The sequence below is a fragment of the Rhizobium albus genome (genome assembly GCA_030160035.1).
Taxonomy (GTDB): Bacteria; Pseudomonadota; Alphaproteobacteria; order Rhizobiales; family Rhizobiaceae; genus Georhizobium; species Georhizobium albus.
In genome coordinates this window covers 684435-710339 of record BSNO01000004.1, presented here as the reverse complement: position 1 = coordinate 710339, position 25905 = coordinate 684435, and the positions used below count along the sequence as shown (strand labels likewise).

The window sequence follows — 25905 nt, the reverse complement described above, 5'->3', positions numbered from 1 at the left end:
CTTTCCGGCAGAGCGTTCGACTGGTTCTACACCGAGACGTTGAAAACGCGATAAGATTTCCGCCTAAGGCGACGGAAAGGCCGTCAGGCTCAGGCGTCGCCCTTCACCACGCCCACGAAAGGCAGTTCGCGGAAGGCGTAAGCGACATCCATGCCGTAGCCAACGACGAAATAATCGGGGCATTCGAAACCGACATGATCGGCCTCAAGCTGGCCCTCTCGCTTGGAGCGCTTGTCGAGCAGCACCGCGATCGAGACATTGGACGCACCGCGCTCATACATGAGATCACGGGCAAAGCGCAGCGTGCGGCCCGATTCCAGGATGTCGTCGATGAGGAGAACATCGCGGTCTTTGACGAGGCTATCGATGTCCTTGATGATCTTCACGCCCTGGCTGGTGGTGCCCTTGCCGTAGCTGGAGAGCGTGATGAATTCCACCTCCGGCGCCAGGCCAACATCGTGCATGGCGCGGATCAGATCGGCCGCGAAGATGAAAGAACCCTTGAGGATTGCAACGACCAGCAGATCATTGCGCGGCGTGGCAGCGATTTCGGCGGCGATCGCATGGTTGCGCTCCGCGATCGCTTCGGCGGAAAACAAGGGGTCGATGGTCTTTCCGCGCACGACGGGCATGTCTCGATCTTTCCTGCGGCAGTGGCTTTCAAGCCGCCGCTTTAGCGCAGTTGCGCGCCGAGCGAAACGATCGGCTCGACGCGACACCCATGAAGAACGAGGCTTGTTTCAAGCGTGATGCGGAAATGCATCGCCGCAGTCGATGATCAGCGCTTCAACAGCTGGACGGACGGCGGCACATCGACAAGATCGGCGCGCGGGATGCGCGCCTCGAAACGGACCGATCCACCGGCGGCCAGCCGTTCCGTGCCCGCGATCACATCAGCCAGCGCAAAGCTGTCACCGACATTCACATGCACCTGTGGCAAGCTGACAGCGCGATCCCCACCGTTTTCGACGCGGCCGGTGATGAAGAGGACATCGCCGAGGCGCGTGGCCACAATATGGGAATTGACGTCCGTCACCTGAATCTGCGGGCCATAGCCGGTGAGCTTCGCCAGTGCATGACCACCGGATATCCAGAAGGTGGCGGCAGACAGCAGAATGAGCGCGGCCCAGAAGGCGGCATCGCTGCGTCCGCGCCGCTTCGGGGCAGCCGACAGGTCAACGCTCGGCGACGCTGCGGTGGCACGGGCGACTTCTCGGAAGCGGACGGTCGTGTCGGCAACCGAATCAATGTCGATGAATTCCGCGTCAACCACGCGCGAATCGCCGATCAGGACACCGCGAGGCGCCTGTCGGGTAAAATTCTGAGGCGGGATCACATCGATCGACATCGAAGATGTTGCCTTGCTCTTAGCCGTTTGCCGTCCAAACATCGGACACTCCCTAAGGACCGGACATGGTCGCCCTGCCGCGATGTCCGGGCATCAGTGCCCAGGGCCGCGGCTATCGGGGAAAACAGTTGGCAAATCGTGAAGCAGACTGGTTAACTTTTGCCTAACATCCGAGCCAACGTCATGCGAATTGCAGCGAAGCGCATATCGCGATAACCCTCCGCACACGCAATCATCACCTGAATCGGCGTGATTGAGGATAGCAGGCATTGATTCGATTTGAAAATGTCGGACTTCGCTACGGCATGGGTCCGGAAATCCTGCGCGACCTGACCTTCGACATTCCGAAGCGGTCGTTCCAGTTCCTGACGGGGCCTTCGGGCGCCGGCAAGACGACGTTGTTGCGCCTGTTGTTCATGTCCCTGCAGCCGACGCGCGGACTAATCAATGTCTTCAATCGGGACATCGCGACGATTCCCCGCGACGAACTGCCGCTCCTGCGGCGGCGAATCGGTATCGTCTTCCAGGACTTCCGCCTGCTCGATCATCTGACGACCTTCGAAAATGTCGCTTTGCCGCTCAGAGTGCGCGGCAAGGAGGAATCCAGCTACCGGCGCGATGTGCTGGAGCTTCTGAATTGGGTCGGCCTTGGCGATCGGATCAATGTTCTTCCGGCGGTGCTGTCGGGCGGCGAGAAGCAGCGCGTGGCAATCGCGCGCGCCATCATCGACCAGCCACAGCTTCTGCTTGCCGACGAGCCGACGGGCAACGTCGACCCTCCGATGGCTTTGCGGCTGCTGCGCCTCTTCATGGAACTCAACCGGCTGGGAACGGCCGTCGTCATCGCAACCCACGACCTGTCGCTGATGGAGCAGGTGGACGCGCGCCGCATGATCCTGTCGGAAGGGCGGCTTGACATCTATGACTGAGCGCACGCGCAAACCAGCGCCGGCCCGCCCAGCCAGGCCGGACCCTGAGCGGGAGAAGCAGCCGCCGAAGCCGCAGCTTCAGGTGCGCCCTATGGCACCGATCGTGCCGCCGGCCAATGTTTCGGCCAACGCGCTTTCCGTCGTGATCGCGATCATGGCGTTTCTCGCCTGCCTGACGCTCGGCGCGGTCTCCATGGTGTCGGATTCCGCGTCCAGCTGGCAAAGCCAGATTTCGCGTGAGATCACCATCCAGATCAAGCCGGAAGATGGCCTCGACATGCAGGCCGCGCTCGAACGTGCGCGCGACACCGCGCTTTCGATCACCGGCGCCAGCTCCGCATCGATCGTGGGCGACACGGAAACGGCACGGCTGCTCGAACCCTGGCTCGGCCAGAATGCCGATCTGGACGAATTGCCTGTGCCGCGCCTCGTCATCGTGACCATCGACGAGAACAACCCGCCGGATTTCGCTGCCATGCGCGCGCGGCTTGCCGAAACGGTGCCGGAAGCGTTTCTCGACGATCATCGCACCTGGGTAGACCGGCTCGTCGCCATGGCGCGCACCACCGTGATCATCGGCATCTTCGTGCTCAGCCTCGTCTTCACTGCGACGGTGCTGACGGTGATCTTTGCCACGCGCGGTGCGCTGACAGGCAACCGGCATATCGTCGAGGTGCTGCATTTCGTCGGAGCCGAGGCGCCTTTCGTCGCCCGGCAATTCCAGAATCATTTTCTCCTGATCGGGATCAAAGGAGCCGTAGCAGGCGGCATTGCGGCTGCGCTCACCTTCGCCGCGGCCAATGTCTGGACCGGGTTTGCCGCTGCCACACCGGAGAGCGATCAGGCCATGGCGCTCTTCGGCGCATTCAGGATCGGCTTTCGTGGCTATCTCGGAATTCTGGCGATCATCGCCGTCATCGGTCTTCTGACGGCGCTGACCACGCGGCTCACCGTCATCCGAACGATCCGCGAAATCGACGTCGTGCGCTCCGATCCATCGAGAATGGAATAGGCGTCTTGTGCGGTTTCCGACACGATCGGTGTCAAACTTCGCGTTCGCGTCTAGCCCTTGCCCCAATCTGCGGATAATTCTTTGATCATGGTGGAAGTGTCGACGAATGGGACGACGCCTCCCGCACACGATACGGCGCCACCCAGGGACCACCCTCAGGAGACACCGGTTCGCGCAAGGGGCAGGGCGGACAGATGGGCACGGCGGTCGGTATCGCTCGTGCTTTTCGTCCTTTTTGCCGTTGCGGTGCTCTCCGTCGGCGGCTTTCTGCAGTTCGCGGAACAGGTCGCGTCCCTCCGGCCGCCCGAGCAGATCGATTCGACCGATGCGATCGTGGTGTTGACCGGCGGGTCGCAGCGCATCGATCACGGCGTGTCGCTTTTCAACGGTGGCGTCGGCAAGCGCATGTTGATCTCCGGCGTCAATCCGCGAACGAGCGGTGCGACGCTGAAGAACATGACGGCAGGATCGGACGAGCTTTTCGATTGCTGCGTCGACATCGGCTACGACGCGATCGACACGATCGGCAACGCCAACGAGACCGCTCGCTGGATTGCGGAACACGGCTTTTCCCGCGTTCTCATCGTGACCAGCAACTACCATGTGCCGCGCAGCCTTCTGGAGCTGCGGCGTGCCGACCCCAAGACTGCCTTCGACGTCTATCCCGTGACGCTCGCCGATCTGCGCGGCGAGGACTGGCTCTTTAAGCCCGAAGTGATGCGGGTGATGATCAGCGAATACGCCAAATATGCGTGGGCATGGGCACGCGCCACGGCCGGCACCAAGACGGCAACCGGCCTTCGTACCGACCAGGCGGGCGCCGACTTCTCGAACGACGGCATCGTCAGCGCCGGTGCAGCCGCTCACTGACACTGCGCATCTTTGGTAGGCGCAGGCGACCTCATGGTGTAGATGGCCATGAACCTCGTCGACTGCTCTCGTGAGAAAGACCCTCGCCCGGCATGATTGTCCTGCGCTCCGTCCTCTTCAACACCGCCTTCTATCTCAATCTCATCCTGCGCATGATCGTGCTGTCGCCCTATTACTTCCTGGCGTCGCACGAGAACGCCTGGTCGGTGCCGAAGAACTGGGTGCGGTCCAACCACTGGCTCTTGGAAAAGATCGTCGGCACGCGCTTCACCATCGAGGGTCTCGAGAACATCCCGGACGGCGGCTACATTCTCGCACCGAAGCACCAGTCGTTCTGGGACGCCTATGCGCTGCTGCCCTGGGTGCGTGACGCCGTCTACATCCTGAAGCGCGAGCTGATGTGGATCCCGCTCTTCGGCTGGTATGTCGGCAAGATGCGGATGATCCCGGTCAATCGCGGCGCGCGCGGCAAGGTCATGGCGGCCGTTCTCGACCGAACGCGCGAGGAGATGGCCAAGGGCCGGCAGCTGATCATTTACCCCGAAGGCACACGCCGGCCGCCCGGTGCCGAGCCCGACTACAAATACGGCATCGCGCGCCTCTATGGCAGCGTCGGCGTGCCGGTCGTACCGGTTGTCATGCATCCGGGTCTCTTCTGGCCGCGCCGCAAGTTCCTGCGCTTTCCAGGGCACTTCAAGGTCCGCATCCTGCCGCCGATCCCACCCGGGCTCGATCCGGACGTGTTTCTGCAAAAACTCATCGACGTGATGGAGACGGAAAGCGACCGGCTGCTCGTCGAGACGATCGAGGCGAACCCGCATCTGCCGCTGCCGCCCACCGCAGCTAAGCGCTATCTGGAGCTGACGTCCGGAGCGCCTGTGCCGTCGTCGCTGCCGCCCATGCCGCCTTCCGGATCGGCGATCTGACGGGCTACCTGCTCGAGCCAGTGATCGGAAATCTGCATTTGCCGCAGATGGTTGACGGTGTTGATCACGTAATCCTCGTTGGGCCCCGATTGGCCGACGGCGCCACGGACGATCGACGCCGCCTCGCCGGACGAGAGATCACCCGCATATTGCACATGGGCGCGGTCGACCACATAGGCGACCGCGTGAACGCGCCGGCCGGAGCGCAGTTCGATCGGCACACGGCGCTCCTTGTAGACGTGGGTCACGAGTTCGCGTGAACGCAGATAGTCGAGCACCTGGTCGGCCTTCTCTCCGGCCACGGAAAAGGCGATCCCGCGGCAAGACCCGCCGCGGTCGAGACCGAGCACGAGACCCGGTCGCTCGGGCGTTCCGCGATGCACATGGGATTTCACGCAGAGTGCGCGGTGGTAACCGAAGAGCCGCGCATGGCTTGCGTCGATAAAGTCGAAGCCCGGCCGCCACATCAGCGAGCCGTAGCCAAACACCCAAAATTCGTCCATATCGCCGCCGAAGGCTTCCTTCTGAAAAAACGCGAGAATTGGAGATAGGTGTGGAGAGGTCAAGCGCCAAGCGCGGGATGCGTCCGTCCACGAAGATCGTTCTGCTCGCGATGTTCGCAGTCGTCGGCATCGGCATCTATTCGGCCGGCTGGTACTATCTCGCAGGTCAGCTCGCAGCACGCGTCGAAGGCCTGATCGCCAGCCTTTCCGAAGATGGCGTTACGCTTGAATGCGATAATCTCGCCGTGCGCGGCTATCCGTTCAGGCTCGGCGTCTTCTGCGACGGCATCAGCGCTTCCGATCCGAGCAATGGCGACCTCAGCGTGACGACGGCCGCATTCCGCTCGGCTGCGCAGATCTACCGGCCAAATCACGTGGTATCCGAACTCGAAGCGCCCGTGCGCGCCGTTCTCGCCAACGGTGCGAGCCTTGCGCTCGACTGGCAGGCGCTGCAATCGAGCACCGTCTTTGGAACCGCCGGCCTGTCACGCGCATCCCTGCAGGGCAACGCCGTGGTCGCGCAGATCGAGGGTGGTGCAATCGATGCGACCGCCAACACGCTGCAGCTTCATACGCGGCGAAATGGCGAAGATCTCGAATTGGCATTCATGCTGGAAGGCGCGCGTCTCGGCGGGCTTGTCGCGCCTGCGAACCTGCCCTCCTTCGACGTCGTCGCCGAAGCGATCTTCAGCAACGGGGCGGACTTCCTCGCCGGCCGGCGTTTGGCAAGCGAAGAACTGCGTGGCACATCCGGTCAGTTGACCAACGCGACAGCGGCCATTGACGGCGGCGGGCGCGCGGTGCTCAACGGTCCATTCGAGATTGCAGAGAATGGGCTGATCAGCGGCGCGTTCGATCTGAGGATCGAGCGGCTGTCAGACTGGCAGGCGCTGATTGCCGCTCAGATGCCGGGTGCCGAAGGCACGATTGAAACCGCAACGGGCTTCCTGCGTGCCTTCGGTGGCGGCGGCGACACCGTCAGCGTCACGCTTCAGGTGAGCGACGGGCGGGTGGCCCTCGGTATCATTCCGATCGGTCGCATCCCGCCCATCTAACATTCTTGATTGGTCGCGTTTCCGACGGTGAACCGGTGTCCACTTCACCTGGAAACGCTCTAGACCGCGTCACTCACCCGGCGCGCGGGTCGCCTGGCGGCCAAAATCTACGGCATCCACGTCCTGGCCAGCTTCCACGATCGATCGGCGCACGGCACGCGTGCGGCTGAACAGATCGAACAGCTTGTCGCCATCGCCCCAACGGATCGCCCGCTGCAGCGATGCAAGATCCTCAGAAAAGCGCGACAGCATTTCCAGGATCGCATCGCGATTGTGCAGGCAGACGTCGCGCCACATGGTTGGATCGGACGCAGCAAGACGCGTGAAGTCGCGAAAACCAGACGCGGAGTACTTGATGACCTCCGACTTCGTCACTGCTTCCAGATCGTCGGCCGTGCCGACGATGTTGTAGGCGATGATGTGCGGCAGGTGGGACACTATGGCGAGCACCATGTCGTGATGGGCCGGATCCATGGCTTCGACGGTGGAGCCACAAGCCTGCCAGAAGCGCGTGAGCCGCTCGAGCGCGTCCGGATCGGTGCCTTCGAGCGGCGTCAGGATGCACCAGCGGCCTTCGAACAGCTCCGCAAAGCCGGCCGAGGGACCGGAGCGTTCGGTGCCGGCGATGGGATGGCCGGGGATGAAGTGAACGCCCACCGGCATATGCGGGCGCATCTGCTCGATGACCGACGCCTTGGTCGAGCCGACATCGGTGACGATTGCGCCCGGTTTCAGATGGGCCGCGATGTCTTCGGCGACTGCGGCAGACGAGCCGACCGGGACGGAGACGATGACGAGATCGGCGTCGGCGACCGCTTCGGCATTCGAGGTCGTGTAGCTGTCGCCAAGACCGAGAGCCTGTGCGTCGCTCAGCGTTTCGGCCGAGCGCGTGGCAACCACGATATGATCGGCAAGGTCATTGCGGCGGATCACGCGTGCGAGCGAGGAGCCGATCAGGCCAATGCCGATCAGCGCGATTTTTTCGAACTTCGTATGTTCCATTGTCTCATTCAATTCCGCGTCGTCGCGGCGTGACGCTTGCGCGCGCCGGGCGAGACGCTATCTCAGAAATTCCTTCAGGGTGTTGAGAACGCCCTCGTTGGCTTCGGCGCTTCCGATGGTCATACGCAGCGCATCTGGGAGGCCGTAGCCCGCGACGCGCCTGAGAATATAACCACGCGCCGTCAGATAGGCGTCGGCCGCTTCCGCCGTGTGCGGGCCGTCCTTCGGGAAATGAATCAGCACGAAGTTGCCGACCGAAGGTGTGACCTCGAGGCCGAGCTCGGTCAGCGCATCGCTCACGCGGCGCAGCCATTCGTCATTGTGAGCAATCGCGCGATCGACCAGCGCGCGGTCGCGGATCGCCGCCGCACCGGCAGCGATCGCAGCGGCATTGACGTTGAACGGCCCGCGCACCCGGTTGACCGCATCGACGATCGCAGCCGGCGCGTACATCCAGCCGATGCGCAGCGCAGCCAGGCCATAGATCTTCGAAAAGGTGCGCGTCATCACGACATTGCGGTTGGCCGACACGAGCTCGATGCCGGATTCGTAATCATTGCGGCGCACATATTCCGCATAGGCCGCGTCCAGAACCAGGACGACGTGTGGCGGCAGCCCAGCATGCAGGCGGCGCACTTCGTCGGCCGGCATGTAGGTGCCCGTCGGGTTGTTGGGATTGGCCAGGAACACGATCTTCGTGCGTTCGGTCACGCCTTCGAGGATCGCATCCACATCAGCCTTGAGGCCGGTTTCGGGGGCGATCACGGGCGTGGCGCCTGCCGCCATGATCTGGATCTTGTAAACCAGGAAGCCGTGCTCGGTGAAAATGCCTTCGTCGCCGGCGCCGAGATAAGTCTGGCAGAGGAGGCCGAGCAGTTCGTCGGAGCCGTTGCTGCAGAGAATGTTGGCCGGGTTTAGGCCGTGCACTTCGGCAATGGCGTCGCGCAGCTTCGTTGCCGAGCCGTCCGGGTAGATTTCCAGGTGCTGCAGCACGTTTTCCAGCGCCTCGCGCACCTTCGGGCTCGGCCCGAGCGGCGTCTCGTTGGACGACAGCTTGTAGACCTTCGCCACGCCCGGCGCGCTCTCCTTGCCCGGCACATAGGCAGCGATGTCCATCACACCGGGATTCGGGATCGGGGCATCCTTGGCGAATTGCATGGTCATGGGTCTGGCGCTCAAGTCTTCGAGGGCGATGGAAACCCGGCTGCCATAGCTTCCCCCCACGCAAAAGTCGAGAGTGCCAAGAGCCGCGGGGATTGACACCCGGTGGTTCGCAACCCTACCTCACCTCGCCGCGCGACGTGCGGAATGAAGATTTGGGACGAATGACCGTGGCCAGCGAACCGCTCGAAAGTCTGACGACCAATGCCGGCTCGGAAGCCGTCAATCCGTCCAGCGACGTGCTGCGGTTTGGCGCCGACAAGCCGCTGCAGCTCGATGCCGGAACGCTGCTTTCGCCCTTCCAGATCGCCTACCGCACCTACGGCACGCTGAACGCCGACAAGTCGAACGCGATCCTCATCTGCCACGCCCTGACGGGCGACCAGCATTGTGCCAGCACCAATCCAGTGACTGGCAAACCCGGCTGGTGGGAAAATCTGATCGGGCCCGGCAAGCCCGTGGACACCGACCGCTTCTTCGTCATCTGCTCCAACGTGATTGGCGGATGCATGGGCTCGACGGGCCCGGCATCGCCCAATCCCGCAACCGGCAAGCCATTTGCACTCGATCTTCCCGTCATCACGATCCGCGACATGGTGCGGGCACAGGCGATGCTGGTCGATCATTTCGGCATCGACCGGCTGTTTTCGGTGATCGGCGGCTCGATGGGCGGCATGCAGGTGCTGCAATGGGCGTCCAGCTATCCGGAACGCGTGCACACCGCGATCGCGCTTGCGACCGGTGCGCGGCATACATCTCAAAACATCGCGTTTCACGAAGTCGGCCGCCAGGCGGTGATCGCCGATCCGGAATGGCAGCAAGGGCGTTATCTCGAGAAAGGCACACGTCCGTCGAAAGGCCTCGCCGTCGCGCGCATGGCAGCGCATGTCACCTATCTCTCCGAGGCGGCGCTGCACCGCAAGTTCGGCCGCAACCTGCAGGACCGCGATGCGCCGAGCTTCGGCTTCGATGCGGATTTCCAGATCGAAAGCTATCTGCGCCACCAGGGGCTGACCTTCGTCGACCGCTTCGACGCCAATTCCTATCTCTACATGACGCGTGCGATGGATTATTTCGACCTCGCCGCAGACCATGAAGGCCAGCTCGCCGAAGCTTTCCGCGGAACGCGCACGCGCTTCTGCCTCGTGTCGTTCACCAGTGACTGGCTGTTTCCCACCTTCGAGAACCGGGCGATCGTGCATGCGCTGAACGCCACCGGCGCATCCGTGTCCTTTGTGGAGGTGGAGAGCGACAAGGGCCATGACGCCTTCCTCCTCGACGAACCGGTCATGACGGCGACAATCAACGGCTTCATCATGTCGGCCGCCAAATCGCGGGGCCTTGCGCAATGACGGTCAATTCCACGAACCGCATCGATTTCGAGGTCATCGCCAGCCTCGTCGCCGACGGCGCGCGCGTGCTCGACATCGGCTCGGGCGACGGCACGCTGCTGGAAATCCTACAGGAGCGTCGCAACATCGACGGACGCGGCATCGAGCTCTCGCAGCGCGGGGTGAACGAATGTGTGGCGCGTGGCCTCTCCGTCATCCAGGGCGATGCCGACCATGATCTCGTGCACTATCCGGACCAGAGCTTCGACTACGTGATCCTGTCTCAGACGATCCAGGCGACGCACAATCCGAAAATCGTGCTCGACGAATTGCTGCGCATCGGCCGCCACGCGATCGTCTCCTTTCCGAACTTCGGCTATTGGCGGGTTCGAGCTTCGCTCATGTTCAAAGGGCGCATGCCGGTCACGCGGGACCTGCCTTATTCCTGGTACGACACGCCCAACATCCACTTCTGCACGATGCGCGACTTCGTCTCCCTGACAAAGGAAGTCGGCGCCACGATAGACCGCGCCGAAGCCCTCAACGGCGCCGGCCAGAAACTCGCCGTCAGCATGCCGTGGTCGCTCTGGAATCTCTTCGGCCAGCAGGCAGTGTTTCTGCTGAGGCGATGACTGCTTGAATTGGGCATTGTTTGAGCCTAATATGATCGATGATCGCTCAAACGGCGCAAAGAATTGTCATGTCCAACGCGGCCCTCGATATCAATGCAGCGACATTTGCCGACGGCGCTTTTCTGTCTGCGCGGCGTGTTGCGGAGCACCTCGGTGTCACCCTGTCGGAGTTGGCGAAGCTGGCAGGTGTCGCCCGCAACACGCTGACGGCAAAATCGGGAGCCAAGAAAGTCGACCAAGCCCTCAGCCCGCTGGTCCGCATTCTCGCCATGGCGTCCGAAATGGCGGGATCCGAAGAGCGCGCAGTCGTCTGGTTCAAGCATCAACCAATCCCCGGTTGGGGTGGCAAGACTGCATTCGATCTTGCAACTGAAGGCAAAGCGGACAAGGTGCTCTCCTATCTGGAAGCGGTGCGTTCAGGCGTCTATGCCTAAAGCGGCAGTTCCACCCCGACATTCTTTCGAACTCTTTCGAGCCTATGTCCCACGATGGGCCCATGCACCGCTTTCCGGAGCCGGGGCTAGCCATTTCGGCGGTCGATGGAACCCTGTCGGCGCTTCAACAATCTATGCTGCGCTCGAGTTGTCGACAGCATGGTCCGAGTACAATCAGGGCCTGACGCAGCATCCCGCTCTGTTAGCGCTTTTGCGCCTTTCCAACGCAGCCATTGCCGATTTAAGCGACGAAGCGGTTCTCGAACGCTTCGGCATTCCCCACGACATCCACGAGGAGGAGTGGCGCGCTCTCGTTGACCGTGGCGAAGAGCCGACTGCGTATGCAGTGAGGCGCGCTATTTTGGCGGCCGGGTACGACGGCGTGATCTACCCATCCTTCATGTCACGCGGCGGCCGATGCATGGCACTCTGGGCCTGGAACGAAACCGGACCAGCCAAACTGGAAGTCATCGATCCAGAACGACGGCTTCCCCTGTCGCCGGCATCTTGGCTTTGATGTCCGCGATGCGGCCGGCGCGGATGCCCTGTGGCGCGAGCACTGGAACGAAGACGCGGCGGGAGGCGCGGGTGGTGACTGGCAGGCCCTGGTAGAGCCGCTTCTGGGCTTCCACCACGATGACGCCGGAGAACACGGGCCACGCTTTGCGACCGATCCGCTCCATGAGGTTGCGCAGCCGAAGGATCGAGCGGCGCTTGGACGGTGGAAAGAACAGCGCCTCGCCCGATGCGCCCGGGGTGAAGTTGGTTTCGCGCAGAAGCCGCGTCAGCTGTCCGCGCGAATAGGGTCTCCCCGCACCGAAGGGCGTGTTGTCGAAGCGAGCCCAGATGCCCCGGCGGTTTGGCACCACGATGACCAGCCGGCCGGCGGGCGCCAAAACGCGCCACATCTCCTTTAGCGTTTCGCGGGGGTTTTCAGCGAATTCAAGCGAGTGGACCATGAGGATCCGGTCAAGCGCAGCATCCGGCAGCGGCAGTTCCTCGTCAAATACCAGAGCGGCAGAAGACGGCTCGCCCGCCGGCCAGCTGACGGCTCCCTGCCCGGCCGTCATGAACGCGAAACTGCGTTCTGTGTCGGTTCGAAAGCGGTCGAGATAGGGCAGTGCATAGCCGAGCCCCATCAGGCGCTCATTGGCGATCGGCTGCCAGATCGCTGACAACGCCATGCCGATCGCCTGCTCGGCCGCCAGCCCCAGGCGAGAATGATAGAACTGGCGCAGATCCACGATATCGACGTTCATGCGATCGAGCCTAGCGTATCGGTGTTACATGCGAAATGCCGGGGTACGAGCGTCCCCCAATGATCTTTCGTCAATCTGTAAGGCGGCCTCTGCCTTCAACTGGCCTCGCCTTTACCACGGTCCCGGCCACATTTCGGCCGAATGAGCGCTCATCACCGTCCGTGAAGGGAACACCAACGAATCAACAGAGGCCAAGGAGCCCGCACTCATGATCAAGCCGATCCTCATCGTGAAACACGGCGAAGAAGACATTGCGGCTGCGTTCTATGTCCGCGCCTTCGGTGCTTCCATCATTCATGTTCATCGGCTGCGCAGCGGCACGCCCTTTTCCTTCGAGCTTCGCATCGGCGAGCAGATGTTCGGCGTTTCCGGCGCAAATCCCCGTCGCGATGCCGATGAGATTCCAAGCGGACCGAAATCGCCCGATTTCGTCGGCACCTCGACCTGCCTGATGGCGCTGGCCGTTGATAACGTGCCGGCCGTGACCGAGAAGGCGGAGATCGCCGGCGCCACGGTGCGGGTGCGGCCGACGCTTTCCAGCCACGGCGGAATTGCCAGCTCGATCATCGACCCGTTCGGTCATCTCTGGAACATCTACCAGGCGCTGGAGATGAAGCCGAGCAAGTCCGCGATCGCGGCCTGACGCGCGGCGAACGGATCCGGCGCTGCCTTACCGGCTGATTGTCCCTCTTGAACCGGCGGGCCCGATGGTCACATTGGGTCTCACGGCAGGCAAAGCGAGGACAGACGGCCCATGGCGCACTTGATCATCGACCAGTTCATGAGCCGCGACGATAATTTCGCGGTTCTCGTCCACGATCCCGAAAGCGGCGAGACCGCCTCGATCGATGCGCCGGAAGAAGAGCCGATCCGCATCAAGCTGAACGAGCATGGCTGGGCGCTGACGCATATCCTGACGACCCACCGCCACGCCGACCATGTCGAAGGCAACATCAATCTCAAACAGCGGTTCGGTCCGACGATCATCGGCCCCGAGGCCGAAGCGGACCGCATCCCGGGCATCGACCAGAGCGTGACGGATGGTGACCGGATCACCTTTGCGGGACGCCCCGTCGACGTCATCGCCACACCCGGCCACACGATGGGCCATGTCTGCTACCACTTCCCCGAGGACAGGCTGCTCTTTGCCGCCGACACGCTGTTCGTGCTTGGCTGTGGGCGTCTGTTCGAAGGAAGCCCGGCGGATATGTGGGCCTCACTGCAAAAGCTCATGGAGCTGCCCGACGACACCGCGGTTTATTGCGGGCACGAATACACGCTCTCCAACGCGCGCTTTGCCGTTACCGTCGATCCTGACAATGCCGAACTGACGGATCGCCTGAAAGAGATCGAGGCGCTTCGCGCGGAGGGCAAGCCGACGGCGCCGACCACCATCGGTCGTGAGAAGGCGACGAACCCCTTCCTCAGACCGCAGGATCCCGGCATCCGCCGCACGCTCGGCATGGACACTGCCAGCGATACGGAAGTCTTTGCCGAAATCCGGCGCCGGAAAGACCGCTTCTGATGTTCGGCCAGGATTTCGATGCGGTGGAAACGCCTTACCCCGCCACCGCGCGCCAGATCATCGAGGCGCTTGCGCTGAAGCGTCATCCCGAAGGCGGCTGGTATTCGGAAACGTTTCGCGATGGCGCTCCCGGCGAGCGGGGCCATTCGACCGCCATCTACTATCTGCTCGAAGCAGGCGACTGTTCCGAATGGCACCGGGTCAAGGATGCCGCCGAGGTCTGGCACTTCTATGCCGGCGCGCCGCTCTCCATCACGCTCTCGCCCAATGGCCACGACGCCGAAAGCCATCGGCTCGGTCCGGACATCCTGATGGGGCAGCGCCCGCAGATCGTCGTGCCGGCAGGCTGGTGGCAGACGGCGTGTTCGCTTGGCGAATACACGCTTGTCGGCTGCACGGTGGCACCAGGCTTCGTGTTCGACCAATTCGAGATGGCAGAACCCAACTGGCGGCCGACGCCGCGGCCCTCATCAGGCGGTTGAGGCCGGGCGTTTGCGGACGATCAGGTCCTTTGCGGCAAGCGCCGCGCCGCCGGTGATGAGCAGGCAGGCGATCCCGATGCGCCAGGTCAATTCGCCGAAGCCGGCCGCAATCAGGATCAGCGTCGACAGGAGCGGTGCGGCGTAGCTCGAAGCACCGAGCACCTGGATGTCGCCGTGCTTCACGCCGTAGTCCCACACATAGAACGCGCCGCCGACCGGCATCAGCCCGAGGCCGACGACTGCCAGCCATTGCAGCGTCGTCTGCGGCCACACTGTCTCCTCCAGGCCGAGGTGGCAGATGAGGGACAGGGCTGCAGTCGCAAGGCAGAACCCCGTCACCACATCCGTCGGCACCACCCCGAAGCGGCGCGACAGAAGCGAATAGGCCGACCAGGTGAAGGCGCACAGAAACGCCATGGCGTAGCCGAAGAGATAGCCACCTTCGAAAGCGATGCCCTGTCTTGAGATGATCAATACGGTGCCGGCAAGACCGGCCGCGCAGCCCGCCAGATGATGCCAGCCCAAGCGCTCGCCGGGCAGCATCGCCGAGCCGACGACGATGAGGAGCGGCCAGAGATAGGCGATCAGGCCGGCTTCGACCGCCGGGGCGTTTCTCAAGGCCGTGAAATAGAGGAAGTGATAGCCGAACAGACCGCCGATCCCGAGCGCCCAGACGGGCCATGGCTGCCTGAAGGCCTGCCACCGCTTTGGATCGCGGATGAGGAAGACGAGGCCGATCAGGCCGCCGATCGCGAAACAGATCGCTGAAAGCTGAAAAGGCGGCACGGCGCCGGATGCCGCGGTGAAGAGTGCCAGCAGCGACCACATGAGGATCGCCGAAAATCCGATCGCCGTCGCTTGTGCCTTCACCCGTCCGCCCCCGAGGCCCGCTCTCGGTGGGCCGATGGCTCAAGCGTTATCGGGCAAGCGCGCGACCGGTCAAGAACCGAAATGGGTCGCAGTGATCGTCACGGGACCGAGCTTCGTCGGCACGCGCGCATAGACAGGCGCGTAGATGCCTGCCTGTTCGTTGTGGGCGAACCAGACTTCGACATTCATCTCGCGCATGTACTGGATGGAACTGTTCCGGGCGTGGTAGCCCGATTTCGGTTCGGCGCGGGCGGTGCAGACGATCGCCTCCGCGGTGAAAGGCGTTCCATCGTAGCCCTCCGCCTGGAAAGGCTGCGTACCGGCTTCATTCAAATGGATGTCGTAACGCGTTTCCCCGTCGAAGATCGGCAGTGTGCGATCACAGACATTGCTGCCTTCAGGAATCATGACGCCTGCGATCGGGTCGAGCACGGCCCGCATGTCGCTTTCCGGTACCGGCACCCAATCATCACGCGTGCGCTTCTTTTCAGGCGTCAGGATTGCAGAGGTGACCGACCCGTTGTCGAAATCGACCTCCATGCGCTGCTCGTCGTTGCCGGAAGAATAGGCAACCACGTACCGCTCTGCCTGCATGCGATCATTTGCCTTCACGCCGGAAACGGTCGTCGAGCCCGTGGTGCGGCCCACGATATTGGCGACGCCCGCCGACTGCATTTCACCGGCGACGGTAAAACGTTCACCATCGAAGACGGTGGTGAAGGTGGCGCGCGCCACTGATAGACCGATATAGGCGACGCGATAATCGGCCCGGTGGGTGGACGGCTCGGCAGCGGCAACGTTCGCGCCGAGCAGGATGGTTGCGATCGCGCACGGTGCGATGGCGACATGACAGCTTTTCAAGGCTTTTGCTCCTTGTGCTCAAGTCTTTCTCGGTCCATTCATAGCGTGCAAATAGCGATGATTTTGTGGGCGTGGACGGGCAAGTCTGGGGCGGGTCTCCGGAAAGCGTGCGATGTGCCACTCAATTCGCCCGTTTCGCTTGACGGCGGCGCGCTCGCTGACTATAGAACCGCGACTTTTCCGATAACGGGCGGCGACGTGCGGCCGGATATGCGATCCGGTAACGCATTTGCTTTGAAGGCCCGATGACGAACTCAGACCGATTAAGAATGAAGGTGCACCCATGTCCCGCAGTTGCGAATTGACCGGCAAGGCCGTCCAGTCGGGCAACAATGTGAGCCACGCGAACAACAAGACGCGCCGCCGCTTTCTGCCCAACCTCTGCAACGTCACGCTGATTTCCGACGCGCTTGGCCAGAGCTACCGTCTGCGCGTTTCCGCGCATGCGCTGCGTTCGGTCGAGCACCGTGGCGGCCTCGACGCTTTCCTGCTGAAGGCGAAGGATGGCGAGCTGTCCATGCGCGCCCGTCTGCTGAAGCGTCAGATCGCCAAGAAGAACACCGGCGAAGCCGTCGCGGCCTAAGCTTTCGAGCTTTGACATCAGGGCGCGGCGATCCTTCGGCGGCGCCCTTTCATTTCAACTGGTGGCATCACCCAGGATAAAAAAATGCAGGCTCTGAAGCAGCACGCACCATTCATTGCGGCCATGGCGCTCGTCGTCGCGGCATCGAACTTCCTCGTTCAGTTTCCGGTCCAGGCGACCATTGGCGGCTTCGATCTCGCCGACCTTCTGACCTGGGGCGCTTTCACCTACCCTGTAGCCTTTCTGGTCACCGACCTTACGAACCGACGCTACGGGCCGCAGGCTGCTCGCCGCGTAGTTCTCGTGGGCTTCGCCGTTGCGGTTGTTCTGTCGATCTGGCTCGCCACGCCGCGCATTGCCATTGCCTCCGGCTCGGCCTTCCTGGTGGCCCAAATGCTCGACGTGTCGATCTTCGACCGCTTGCGCCGCGCCGCGTGGTGGAAGGCGCCACTGATCTCCAGCATCATCGGTTCGGTGATCGACACGATCATCTTCTTCTCTCTCGCCTTTGCGCCCCTGTTCGGCTTTCTCGGCGCCAATGACGATTTCGCGATCGCATCCGCGCCGCTGCTCGGGCTCATTGCCCTGGAAGCGCCGCGCTGGCTCTCCTGGGCGCTTGGAGACCTCGGCGTGAAGCTTGTCGTGTCGATGGTGATGCTTGCGCCCTACGGTGCGCTGCTCGCGCTCATGCGCAACGATGGCCAGCCCCGGCCGGCCTGATCACTCGACCAGATCGAATTCCAGCAACAGGTTGCGCTGAAGGAACAGGTGGTTGTCATCCGAAACGAGGATGACGCTGATCCGCCCATCCGCATGCTCGATTATGTCGAGCCCTTCCATATTGTCGATCTGGTCGCCGAAATTCGCGTCGAGCATCACATTGCCATCGACGACGGCACCGCGGCGGATGTCGGCCGCCGCGATCCGGCGGATGCGCATGCCGATGCCTTCGCTCAGCGAAAAGCGGCGCTCCAAGAGGAGAATGTCGCCATCCGGCAGGAACGCGCCGTCCGTAACGTCGAAGGGCGGGTGCCGCTTGACGAAGAAGACGCCCTCCTGCGGGCCCGAGAGAACCGCTGCGTAGATGTCGCCGTCCGCATTGAGACTGCGCTCGCTGACCAGCACAGGCGCGCCGCCAAGCGGCCCTTCCTCCGGCGCGACCATCACCGTTTCGATGCCGGCATTGCGGCGAAGCTCGGCGCGCGGCATGATCATCGACAGCACGCCTGAGGGCGCTCCCGGCGGAAAGATCGAGCGATCGAAGATTTCGACGCGATGATTGTGCTCGAAACCGACGATCAGACGGTCCTGATCAAGCGCCAGCCCCTCCGCATCGGCCTGTGATTTGCGCTCATGAGGCACGCCGGCGTCGCTGAGGATCGGTGCCATGCGGAAATCGGTAAGCCCGCGCATGCGGCCGCTTTCGTCGCGCAGAATGCGGCCGCTGTACCAGTTACCGGTGTCCATCACGCCAATGAAGGCATCGGCACTGCCGTCATAGCGGATCGCGGACATGCCGCCGACCACGCCGCCTGCCGACGAGAACTCAAGCCCGCCGCGAAATTCGAACGCGCCGAACCGGGTTTCGTCGGATCCGATGCGGAAATTCTCGATGACCTGGGCATTGATCGCGATCGGCGCATCGCTCTCGGCATCCTCAGCGCGTGCACAACCGGCGGCGAACAGCGTGACGGATAGGAGCAGGCCGCAGCGTGTAAGCGTCAACCGGCCCTGCGCATCGCCGGGCCGCGCCTCCCTGCGGAGGGCCCCTGCTCTTCTTCGAACAGGCTTGCGAGCTGCTCGGTCATGGCGCCTGCCAGTTCCTCGGCATCGATGATCGTGACGGCGCGGCGATAGTAGCGCGTGACGTCATGGCCGATGCCGATGGCGAGAAGCTCGACCGGCGAACGAGTCTCGATCTCCTCGATCACGGCGCGCAGATGGCGCTCCAGATAGTTGCCCGGATTGACCGAAAGCGTGGAATCGTCGACCGGCGCGCCGTCCGAGATCATCATCAGGATGCGGCGCTGCTCAGGCCGGCCAAGCAGGCGATTGTGCGCCCAGATCAGCGCCTCGCCGTCGATGTTTTCCTTGAGCAGGCCTTCACGCATCATCAGGCCGAGGTTGCGGCGCGCCCGGCGCCATGGAGCGTCGGCGGATTTGTAAATGATATGGCGAAGATCGTTGAGGCGGCCGGGGCTTGTCGGCTTGCCGTCCGCAAGCCACTTCTCGCGCGCCTGCCCGCCTTTCCAGGCCTTGGTGGTGAAGCCGAGGATCTCGACCTTCACGCCGCAGCGCTCGAGCGTACGCGCCAGTATGTCGGCGCAGGTGGCGGCAACCGTGATCGGGCGGCCGCGCATCGAGCCGGAATTGTCGATCAGCAGCGTCACCACAGTATCGCGGAAATTCGTGTCGCGCTCCATCTTGAAGGAGAGCGGCTGCATCGGATCCATGATCAGTCGCGACAGGCGTGCCGGATCGAGGTAGCCCTCTTCCAGGTCGAAATCCCAAGCGCGGTTCTGCTGCGCCATCAGGCGGCGCTGCAAACGGTTGGCCAGGCGTCCGACGACGCCCTGCAGATGGGCCAGCTGCTTGTCGAGGAAGGCGCGGAGCCGATCGAGTTCGGCCTCGTCGCAGAGATCGGAGGATGCCACTTCCTCGTCGAAGGCTTCGGTGAAGACGCGGTAGTCGACCTTCTCGTTGATGTCGGACAGCGGCAAGTTCGGCCGACGGGTTTCGCCGGGCGAATCCGCCTCCTCATCCATGTCCTCGTCGAAGTCCTGCTCGGAGACTTCCGCGCCGTCCATCTCGCCCTGCTCGGACTGGTCTTCGGCGCTGTCATTGTCTTCCGAAGGCGCGCTGTCGGAGCCTGCAGCCTCGTCGGCGCTGTCCTCCTTGTCCTCATTAGAGCGCGGCTGTTCTTCGTTGTCGTCCTCGTTGTCTTCGCTTTCCTGGTCTTCGTCCTCGCCGTAATCCTCGGCCATCTCCATGGAGGCGAGCATGTTGCGCATGGCGCGGGCGAAAGCCTGCTGGTCGTCGACGGCATTCACGAGATTGTCGAGGTCGCCTGCCGCCTTGTCCTCGATCCAGCTGCGCCAGAGGTCGACGACCTTGCCGGCCGATTCCGGCACGGCTCGGCCCGTCAGGCGCTCGCGCACGAGCAGCGCAACGGCCTCTTCGAGCGGCGCATCTTCCTGGTTGGTGATGCCCTTGTAGTTCGCCTTGGCGTATTTGTCGGAGAGCATGGAGGCGATGTTGTCGCCGACACCGGACATGCGCCTCGTGCCGATCGCTTCCACACGCGCCTGTTCCACCGCATCGTAAATGGCACGGGCATCGGAACCGGCAGGTGCCATGCTCGAATGAACCCGGCTGTCATGACATGCCTTGCGCAATGCCATGGAGTCGCCGATGCCGCGGGTCACCGCAAGATCGTGGAGGGTCGGACGCTTCGGCAGGTCGGGAAGGCGGGCACGCTCGCCTGCCAGGCCGGGGCGTTCATTGGCATAGACGACCTCGAGCTCGTGGTCGCCGGCAATCGAGCGAATGCAGCCGGCAAGCGCGCGCTTGAACGGCTCGGTGTCGACCGGGCCGCCAGGCTTTCCCTTCGAATTATCGCCGCGTCCTGCCATGCTCGTTCAGCGCTTTCAGTTACGGGCATCCAGAACGATGTTGGCGGCGCTTTCCTTCAGTTCCTCGCCGAAGGCGCGCTGATACTGCTCAGCCACCAGCGTGCGCTCCAGTTCGTCGCACTTGTTGAGGAAGGTGACGCGGAAGGCAAAGGAGATGTCGCCGAAGATGCGCGCATTCTCGGCCCAGGTGATGACCGTGCGTGGGCTCATGACGGTCGACAGATCGCCGTTCATGAAGGCCGAGCGCGTCATGTCAGCCAGGCGCACCATGCGCGAAACCGTGTCGCGGCCCTTCTCCGTATCGAAGCTCTTAACCTTGGCGAGCACGATGCCGACTTCGTTGTCGTGCGGCAGGTAGTTCAGCGTCGTCACGATGGACCAGCGGTCCATCTGCGCCTGGTTGATCTGCTGGGTGCCATGATAGAGACCGGTCGTGTCGCCGAGACCGACGGTGTTTGCCGTGGCGAAGAGGCGGAATGCGGGGTGCGGCCTGATGACGCGGCTCTGGTCGAGCAGCGTCAGGCGGCCGGAGGATTCCAGCACGCGCTGGATCACGAACATCACGTCCGGGCGGCCGGCGTCATACTCGTCGAAGACGAGCGCGACGTTGTGCTGGTAGGCCCAGGGCAGGATGCCGTCCTTGAATTCGGTGATCTGCAGACCGTCCTTGATGACGATCGCATCCTTGCCGACAAGGTCGATGCGGCTGACATGGCTGTCGAGGTTGACGCGCACGCAGGGCCATCTCAGCCGCGCGGCGACCTGCTCGATATGGGTCGACTTGCCGGTACCGTGGTAGCCCGACACCATAACGCGACGATTGTGCGCAAAACCAGCCAGGATCGCGAGCGTCGTTTCGCGGTCGAAGAGATAGTCCGGATCGAGTTCCGGCACATAGGCGTCCACGGCGGAATAGGCCGGCACATCCATATCGCTATCGATGCCGAAGGTTTCGCGGACCGACACCGTCGTGTCGGGAAGGTTCTCAATGGCAATGTCGATCTTGTTCATCATGTCATCCGCCTGGCGGCGGCTTCTTTTTGAGAGGGTGCCGCGGGAGGCGCGATGTCCCGTCGACTTAATTGGCTCTAACAGAAACCAGACTGCTTTAACAATTGATAGGCCTGCACCACGGCGCGAAATCGCTCTTCCGACGATCGATCGCCGCCATTGGCATCGGGGTGATGCTTCTTCACGAGCGCCTTGTAGCGCGTCTTGATATCATCGGAGCCGGCGGAGCCATCGAGCCCCAGCGTCTCGAACGCCTTGGTCTCGAGCGTCTTCAGCTTGCGCTGGCGCGGTTCTCCGCGACGCGCGCGCGTCCGCGCCTCGCCGAAAAAGGCGAAGGGATCGCGCATGCGCGCCTGCGAGGCCGCACTGCCGGAGCGCGCCTGGCTTTGCTGCGGGCTTGCCTTGGCCGCCTTGTTGACGCCGACCGTCCAGGTCGGGCGGTGGCCGGTCAGCGCTTCTTTCTGGTAGCGCGCGATCTCGGTGTCGGAGAGGCCGGAGAAATAATTGTAGCCCTTGTTGTACTGCCGCACATGGTCGACGCAGAACATGAAATATTGCCCCTCCGCCTCGCGTCCGACGGGCGCGCGGTGGGTGCCTTTTTCGTTGCATCCGTCCCATTGGCAGACAGGCGTGGTCGGCTCGGGACGAGCCCTCGCCTTGCCCTTGACCCTGATGCGGTCAAAATATTTCGAATCCAGTTTCATCGTCTGACATTATGGGGCGCCCCAGGGGCGCGAACAAGGATTGACAATTGGCGATGTGGCTCCCTATGCGGCAGCGCATCACCTGCTGCAACGAAAGCTGAACGAGGGCCACCATGAGCATGGAAGAAACGATCGAGCGCAAGCTCAGGGACGCGTTTCAGCCGGAGCGGCTGGCAGTCATCAACGAAAGCCATCTGCATGCGGGCCACCGCGAGTTCGATGGCACGGGCGAGACCCATTTTCGCGTGCGGATCGTCGCGCCGGCCTTTGCGGGAAAATCGCGGATCGAGCGGCACCGCGCATTGAACGAGCTTCTCGCGCCGGAAATCGAAGCGGGCATCCATGCACTGGCGCTCGAGCCCGCTGCTCCCGGCGAAACGACCCGCTGGTAAGGCGCGTCAGCCGACCACGTCTTCCAGCGGCTTGATCCGAAGCCGCGTGATGCGGTTCTTCTCGCGCTTCATCACGGTGAAGCGCTTGCCGTGGAACGTGAAGGCCTGGCGCTCGTCCGGAATGATCTGGCTTTCGTGGATCACGAGGCCGGCAATCGTCGTCGCCTCTTCATCCGGAAGGTTCCAGTCCAGCGCGCGGTTGAGGTCGCGGATCGGCACCTGGCCATCCACAACGACGGAGCCGTCGGCCTCCTGGCGCACGCCCTGCATGTCGATATCGTGCTCATCGGCGATCTCGCCGACGATTTCCTCCAGGATATCCTCGAGCGTCACGAGGCCTTCGACTTCGCCGTATTCGTCGACGACGATGGCGAAATGCGTCTTGCGGCGCAGGAACGCGTTCAGCTGATCCTTGAGGTTGGTCGTGTCGGGGACGAACCACGGCTTCTGGGCGATCTTGGCGATGTCGATCCGCGCCGGGTCGTTGCCGACATCGGCGAGCGCACGCAGCAGGTCCTTCGCATGGACGACGCCAATGATGTTGTCCGTCTGGCCACGCCAAACCGGCATACGCGTATGCGGGCTGTCGAGGATGGTGCGCACCACCACCTCCGGCGCATCGTCTGCACTGACCATCCGCATGCTGGTGCGGTGCACCATGATGTCGGAGACTTCGAGCTCGTCGAGATCGAGAACGCCGCCCAGCCGATCGCGATCGGCCTTCACGACCGAGCCCTCACGGTGCAGCAGATCGACCGTGCCACGCAGTTCTTCGTGTGCCGACAGCATCGACGTCTCGGCCGACAGCGTCACACCGAAGAGGCCGAGTATCTTGCGCACGATCCAGTTGACCACCGACGACAGCGGCCCGACGATCTTGACGAAGACGCTGATCGGCGATGAGACGGCGAGTGCAAAGCGGTCAGGACCCGAGATCGCCCAGCTCTTCGGCAACACTTCCGCAAAGATCACGAGCAGGACCGTCATCGCGATGGTCGCGACGGCCACGCCTGAATCACCGAAAATGCCGAGCAGCAGGCTTGTTGCCAGGGACGAGGCAAGAATGTTGACCAGGTTGTTGCCGATCAGCAGCGCGCCGATCAGCCTGTCGCGGCGATCGATCAACCTGCCGACGACGCCCGCGCGCGGATCGCCATTGCTCTCCATCGTATGCATGCGCGAGCGGGAGGCAGCCGTAAGCGCCGTTTCCGATCCCGAAAAGAACGCGGAAGCCCCGATCAGGCAGAAAATTGCGAGCGCGGTCAGCCAATAGTCCGAGATGAAGCTTGCGAAGGCATCTGCTGTCATTGCGCCAGCTTCTCCTTGAGGAATGCGTGAACTTCCGCCGGGGGAACGTCATCGGCGATGAAGGAGTGGCCGATCCCACGCGTCAGGATGAAGGTGAGGCGGCCGCGAACGACCTTCTTGTCCTGCCCCATCAGGTCGAGAAGGCGTTCGGCAGGCGGCAGGCCACCCGGGATATCTGAAAGGCCTGTCGGCAGCCCGACCTGCCTGAGATGCGCTGCGACGCGGGCGGCATCATCGGCGCTGGCGAGGTTCATGCGGTTCGAAAACTCGTGCGCCAGAACCATGCCGATCGCGACACCCTCGCCATGCACCAAGCGCGAACCATCGTACTCGGTCGCGGCTTCCAGCGCGTGGCCGAATGTGTGGCCGAGATTGAGCAGCGCGCGACGGCCGCTCTCGCGCTCATCGGCGACCACCACCTCTGCTTTGGCTTCGCAGCTGACCGCGATCGCCTCGACGCGCTCCGGTCCGCCATCGAAGACACGCTGCCAGTTCTTTTCCAGCCAGGCGAAGAAGTCGGGCTTGTCGATCAGCCCGTATTTCGCGACCTCGGCGTAGCCTGCGCGAAATTCGCGCGGCGATAGCGTGTCGAGCACGGCCGTATCGGCGATGACGAGGGACGGCTGATGGAAGACGCCGACCAGATTCTTGCCATGGGGCGAATTGATCCCCGTCTTGCCGCCGACGGAGCTGTCCACCTGCGCAAGCAGCGAGGTCGGAATCTGGATGAAGTGCATGCCCCGGCGCACGATGCCGGCTGCGAAACCGGCGAGATCCCCGATGACGCCGCCGCCGAGAGCAACGATCGCGTCGCCTCGCTCGAGCCTTGCGGCGAGCACGGCGTCGACCACGTCGATGAGATGCGCAAAGCTTTTGGTCTTCTCACCCGCTGGCAGCGTGATCGTCTCATGGCCGATCCCGGCTTCGTCCAATGCGGCATGGAGCGAGCCGAGATGGAAGCCGGCGACCGTCGCATCGGTGACGATCGCCACACGGGACTTGGGCAGACGCCTGGCGATCAGTGCGCCGGCGTTGCGCAACGCTCCGGGTTCGATGACGATCTCATAGGCCCGATCCCAAAGGGGAACCTGGACGCGCCGACCGGCACCGGCTTCGACCTGCTGCATGTTCATGAAATCGCTGCCTCTCCGGCGCGGGCAGCAAGGGCGGCGATTGTTTCCTCGACGATCACTTCCTTGCGCACATTGCGGGAATTGATGGTGATATCGGCTTCCGCATAGATCGGATAGCGCTTTTCCATCAAGGCCTTTAGCGTCTGCTCCGGCTCGGCGGTCTTGAGCAGCGGACGCGTATCGCGCTTCTTCACCCGCTCCCAAAGAACGTCCAGATCCGCCTTCAGCCAGATCGACACTGCCTCTTCCTTGATCAGGGCGCGCGATTTCTCGTTGATGAAGGCGCCGCCGCCGGTGGACAATACGCGGGGACCCGATTTCAGCAGTCGCTCGATCACGCGCGCCTCGAGCGCCCGGAATTCCGTTTCGCCGTAAAGATCAAAGAGTTCGGCGATGGTCATCTGGGAGACCCGCTCGATCTCGGCATCGGAATCGACGAAGGGCAATTCGAGCGCGGTGGCAACCATCTTGCCGATGACGGACTTGCCCGCACCCATCAAGCCGACGAAGACGATATTGCGCGCGCCGAAGGCTTCGCGCGCAACGCGGCGGAGATCTTGCCGGCTCACGTCGCTTACCGCCGTCATCGCAGGTCCCATCGTTGAGGTTACGGCACCTCCTATCGCGAAATGGGTCCGGACCGTCAAGGCTCGCCTGCCGCCGGGCAACGCCATGCGCTTGCTTCGAATCGGACGGTCGCCCATAAAGGGCACTGAAACAGTGGACTGCAACCGATGCCCTCGCTCATTCGATTTCTGGTGTTCTGCGGCGTCGTCGTCGGTCTCGTCTATGGCGCGATGCTGGCGCTCGTGCTCTTCGTGGAGCCGACTCCGCGCGAGATCACCGTTAGGGTTCCGACAGAACGGATCAACCAGCAGCCCGGCGGGGCGACCACCGGCGACACGGCTCCGACCATCGGACGCTCGGACTGATCCGGGCCGC

31 protein-coding genes are annotated in these 25905 nt (G+C 63.0%); 16 read left to right on the top strand and 15 right to left on the bottom strand.

Annotated elements, in window-relative coordinates:
- Positions 1-89: 89 nt before the first annotated feature.
- Positions 90-632, bottom strand: coding sequence for a hypoxanthine phosphoribosyltransferase (hpt, locus tag QQL76_RS18700; protein WP_126012369.1), 543 nt, complete (start codon positions 630-632; stop codon positions 90-92).
- A 146-nt stretch (positions 633-778) separates the two neighbouring features.
- Entirely contained in the window at positions 779-1348 is a 570-nt protein-coding gene (locus QQL76_RS18695) for an FxLYD domain-containing protein (RefSeq protein ID WP_126012372.1), read from the bottom strand.
- Positions 1349-1617: 269 nt separating this feature from the next.
- Here QQL76_RS18695 and ftsE point away from each other — a divergent pair, with 269 nt between their 5' ends.
- The 4 genes from ftsE to QQL76_RS18675 all read left to right on the top strand — a co-directional run bounded on the left by ftsE (position 1618) and on the right by QQL76_RS18675 (position 5085).
- A complete protein-coding gene (gene ftsE / locus QQL76_RS18690) occupies positions 1618-2277 on the top strand; it encodes a cell division ATP-binding protein FtsE (RefSeq protein ID WP_126012375.1) in 660 nt (219 codons plus the stop codon).
- Positions 2270-3289 (top strand): cell division protein FtsX, encoded by a 1020-nt coding sequence (locus QQL76_RS18685; protein WP_499208985.1) that lies wholly within the window; start codon positions 2270-2272, stop codon positions 3287-3289. Before ftsE ends, QQL76_RS18685 begins: the two co-directional genes overlap by 8 nt.
- A gap of 87 nt (positions 3290-3376) precedes the next feature.
- Positions 3377-4159 carry a YdcF family protein gene (locus QQL76_RS18680; protein WP_499208910.1) on the top strand — a complete coding sequence of 261 codons (783 nt, stop codon included), beginning with the start codon at positions 3377-3379 and terminating at the stop codon, positions 4157-4159.
- 92 nt (positions 4160-4251) lie between these two features.
- A complete protein-coding gene (locus tag QQL76_RS18675; protein WP_499208909.1) occupies positions 4252-5085 on the top strand; it encodes a lysophospholipid acyltransferase family protein in 834 nt (277 codons plus the stop codon).
- On the opposite strand, the gene QQL76_RS18670 is transcribed toward QQL76_RS18675, so the two are convergent.
- Complete coding sequence (locus QQL76_RS18670) at positions 5010-5588, bottom strand: gamma-glutamylcyclotransferase (protein WP_499208908.1); 579 nt, start codon at positions 5586-5588, stop codon at positions 5010-5012. The two genes, QQL76_RS18675 and QQL76_RS18670, sit on opposite strands and share 76 nt — an antisense overlap.
- A 50-nt stretch (positions 5589-5638) precedes the next feature.
- Between QQL76_RS18670 and QQL76_RS18665 the strand changes: the two genes are divergently transcribed.
- Positions 5639-6643 carry a DUF2125 domain-containing protein gene (locus tag QQL76_RS18665; RefSeq protein WP_499208907.1) on the top strand — a complete coding sequence of 335 codons (1005 nt, stop codon included), beginning with the start codon at positions 5639-5641 and terminating at the stop codon, positions 6641-6643.
- Between the two features lie 69 nt (positions 6644-6712).
- On the opposite strand, the gene QQL76_RS18660 is transcribed toward QQL76_RS18665, so the two are convergent.
- Both QQL76_RS18660 and hisC read right to left on the bottom strand, forming a co-directional pair.
- Positions 6713-7645, bottom strand: a complete 933-nt coding sequence (locus tag QQL76_RS18660) for a prephenate/arogenate dehydrogenase family protein (protein WP_499208906.1) — start codon at positions 7643-7645, stop codon at positions 6713-6715.
- 57 nt (positions 7646-7702) lie between these two features.
- Positions 7703-8803 carry a histidinol-phosphate transaminase gene (gene hisC, locus QQL76_RS18655; protein ID WP_499208984.1) on the bottom strand — a complete coding sequence of 367 codons (1101 nt, stop codon included), beginning with the start codon at positions 8801-8803 and terminating at the stop codon, positions 7703-7705.
- 167 nt (positions 8804-8970) lie between these two features.
- On the opposite strand from hisC, the gene metX reads away from it, so the two are divergent.
- From metX to QQL76_RS18635, 4 genes are all read left to right on the top strand, one after another.
- The gene (metX, locus tag QQL76_RS18650; protein ID WP_499208905.1) at positions 8971-10158 is read left to right on the top strand and encodes a homoserine O-acetyltransferase MetX; all 1188 of its coding nucleotides are present in this window, start codon (positions 8971-8973) and stop codon (positions 10156-10158) included.
- On the top strand, positions 10155-10769 hold the full coding sequence (gene metW, locus QQL76_RS18645; RefSeq protein WP_499208904.1) for a class I SAM-dependent methyltransferase: 615 nt from the start codon (positions 10155-10157) through the stop codon (positions 10767-10769). The genes metX and metW overlap by 4 nt, the downstream gene beginning before the upstream one ends.
- 68 nt (positions 10770-10837) lie before the next feature.
- Entirely contained in the window at positions 10838-11203 is a 366-nt protein-coding gene (locus QQL76_RS18640) for a DUF2384 domain-containing protein (RefSeq protein ID WP_499208903.1), read from the top strand.
- Complete coding sequence (locus tag QQL76_RS18635) at positions 11196-11720, top strand: RES family NAD+ phosphorylase (protein WP_499208902.1); 525 nt, start codon at positions 11196-11198, stop codon at positions 11718-11720. The genes QQL76_RS18640 and QQL76_RS18635 overlap by 8 nt, the downstream gene beginning before the upstream one ends.
- Here the strand turns inward: QQL76_RS18635 and QQL76_RS18630 are convergent.
- Positions 11671-12462, bottom strand: a complete 792-nt coding sequence (locus QQL76_RS18630; RefSeq protein WP_499208901.1) for a class I SAM-dependent methyltransferase — start codon at positions 12460-12462, stop codon at positions 11671-11673. The genes QQL76_RS18635 and QQL76_RS18630 overlap by 50 nt on opposite strands.
- Before the next feature lie 208 nt (positions 12463-12670).
- Between QQL76_RS18630 and QQL76_RS18625 the strand changes: the two genes are divergently transcribed.
- The 3 genes from QQL76_RS18625 to QQL76_RS18615 all read left to right on the top strand — a co-directional run bounded on the left by QQL76_RS18625 (position 12671) and on the right by QQL76_RS18615 (position 14469).
- Entirely contained in the window at positions 12671-13105 is a 435-nt protein-coding gene (locus QQL76_RS18625) for a VOC family protein (RefSeq protein WP_126012414.1), read from the top strand.
- A gap of 111 nt (positions 13106-13216) precedes the next feature.
- Positions 13217-13987 (top strand): hydroxyacylglutathione hydrolase, encoded by a 771-nt coding sequence (gene gloB, locus QQL76_RS18620; protein ID WP_499208900.1) that lies wholly within the window; start codon positions 13217-13219, stop codon positions 13985-13987.
- Entirely contained in the window at positions 13987-14469 is a 483-nt protein-coding gene (locus QQL76_RS18615; protein ID WP_499208899.1) for a cupin domain-containing protein, read from the top strand. Before gloB ends, QQL76_RS18615 begins: the two co-directional genes overlap by 1 nt.
- On the opposite strand, the gene yddG is transcribed toward QQL76_RS18615, so the two are convergent.
- Together yddG and QQL76_RS18605 are read right to left on the bottom strand one after the other, a co-directional pair.
- A complete protein-coding gene (gene yddG, locus QQL76_RS18610; RefSeq protein ID WP_499208898.1) occupies positions 14458-15339 on the bottom strand; it encodes a DMT family transporter in 882 nt (293 codons plus the stop codon). The genes QQL76_RS18615 and yddG overlap by 12 nt on opposite strands.
- Before the next feature lie 69 nt (positions 15340-15408).
- Positions 15409-16200, bottom strand: a complete 792-nt coding sequence (locus tag QQL76_RS18605; protein WP_499208897.1) for a DUF3108 domain-containing protein — start codon at positions 16198-16200, stop codon at positions 15409-15411.
- A 283-nt stretch (positions 16201-16483) separates the two neighbouring features.
- Here QQL76_RS18605 and rpmB point away from each other — a divergent pair, with 283 nt between their 5' ends.
- The gene (rpmB, locus tag QQL76_RS18600; RefSeq protein WP_499208896.1) at positions 16484-16783 is read left to right on the top strand and encodes a large ribosomal subunit protein bL28; all 300 of its coding nucleotides are present in this window, start codon (positions 16484-16486) and stop codon (positions 16781-16783) included.
- Positions 16784-16867: 84 nt separating this feature from the next.
- A complete protein-coding gene (locus QQL76_RS18595; RefSeq protein WP_499208895.1) occupies positions 16868-17503 on the top strand; it encodes a VUT family protein in 636 nt (211 codons plus the stop codon).
- On the opposite strand, the gene QQL76_RS18590 is transcribed toward QQL76_RS18595, so the two are convergent.
- From QQL76_RS18590 to QQL76_RS18575, 4 genes are all read right to left on the bottom strand, one after another.
- Positions 17504-18508 (bottom strand): esterase-like activity of phytase family protein, encoded by a 1005-nt coding sequence (locus QQL76_RS18590; protein ID WP_499208894.1) that lies wholly within the window; start codon positions 18506-18508, stop codon positions 17504-17506.
- The gene (gene cobT / locus QQL76_RS18585) at positions 18505-20415 is read right to left on the bottom strand and encodes a cobaltochelatase subunit CobT (protein ID WP_499208893.1); all 1911 of its coding nucleotides are present in this window, start codon (positions 20413-20415) and stop codon (positions 18505-18507) included. Before cobT ends, QQL76_RS18590 begins: the two co-directional genes overlap by 4 nt.
- Before the next feature lie 15 nt (positions 20416-20430).
- Entirely contained in the window at positions 20431-21426 is a 996-nt protein-coding gene (cobS, locus tag QQL76_RS18580; RefSeq protein ID WP_499208983.1) for a cobaltochelatase subunit CobS, read from the bottom strand.
- A gap of 77 nt (positions 21427-21503) precedes the next feature.
- Positions 21504-22130: a J domain-containing protein gene (locus QQL76_RS18575; protein ID WP_499208892.1), complete on the bottom strand. Its 627-nt coding sequence runs from the start codon at positions 22128-22130 to the stop codon at positions 21504-21506.
- 113 nt (positions 22131-22243) lie between these two features.
- Here QQL76_RS18575 and QQL76_RS18570 point away from each other — a divergent pair, with 113 nt between their 5' ends.
- Positions 22244-22522, top strand: coding sequence for a BolA family protein (locus QQL76_RS18570; RefSeq protein WP_126012441.1), 279 nt, complete (start codon positions 22244-22246; stop codon positions 22520-22522).
- Positions 22523-22528: 6 nt separating this feature from the next.
- Here the strand turns inward: QQL76_RS18570 and QQL76_RS18565 are convergent, their stop codons facing one another.
- From QQL76_RS18565 to QQL76_RS18555, 3 genes are read right to left on the bottom strand one after another with little or no spacing between them, the layout of a single operon-like run.
- The gene (locus tag QQL76_RS18565) at positions 22529-23830 is read right to left on the bottom strand and encodes an HlyC/CorC family transporter (RefSeq protein ID WP_499208891.1); all 1302 of its coding nucleotides are present in this window, start codon (positions 23828-23830) and stop codon (positions 22529-22531) included.
- The gene (aroB, locus tag QQL76_RS18560) at positions 23827-24957 is read right to left on the bottom strand and encodes a 3-dehydroquinate synthase (protein WP_499208982.1); all 1131 of its coding nucleotides are present in this window, start codon (positions 24955-24957) and stop codon (positions 23827-23829) included. The genes QQL76_RS18565 and aroB overlap by 4 nt, the downstream gene beginning before the upstream one ends.
- Before the next feature lie 2 nt (positions 24958-24959).
- A complete protein-coding gene (locus QQL76_RS18555; RefSeq protein WP_499208890.1) occupies positions 24960-25550 on the bottom strand; it encodes a shikimate kinase in 591 nt (196 codons plus the stop codon).
- Between the two features lie 147 nt (positions 25551-25697).
- Between QQL76_RS18555 and QQL76_RS18550 the strand changes: the two genes are divergently transcribed.
- The gene (locus QQL76_RS18550) at positions 25698-25895 is read left to right on the top strand and encodes a hypothetical protein (RefSeq protein WP_126012453.1); all 198 of its coding nucleotides are present in this window, start codon (positions 25698-25700) and stop codon (positions 25893-25895) included.
- Positions 25896-25905: the final 10 nt, after the last annotated feature.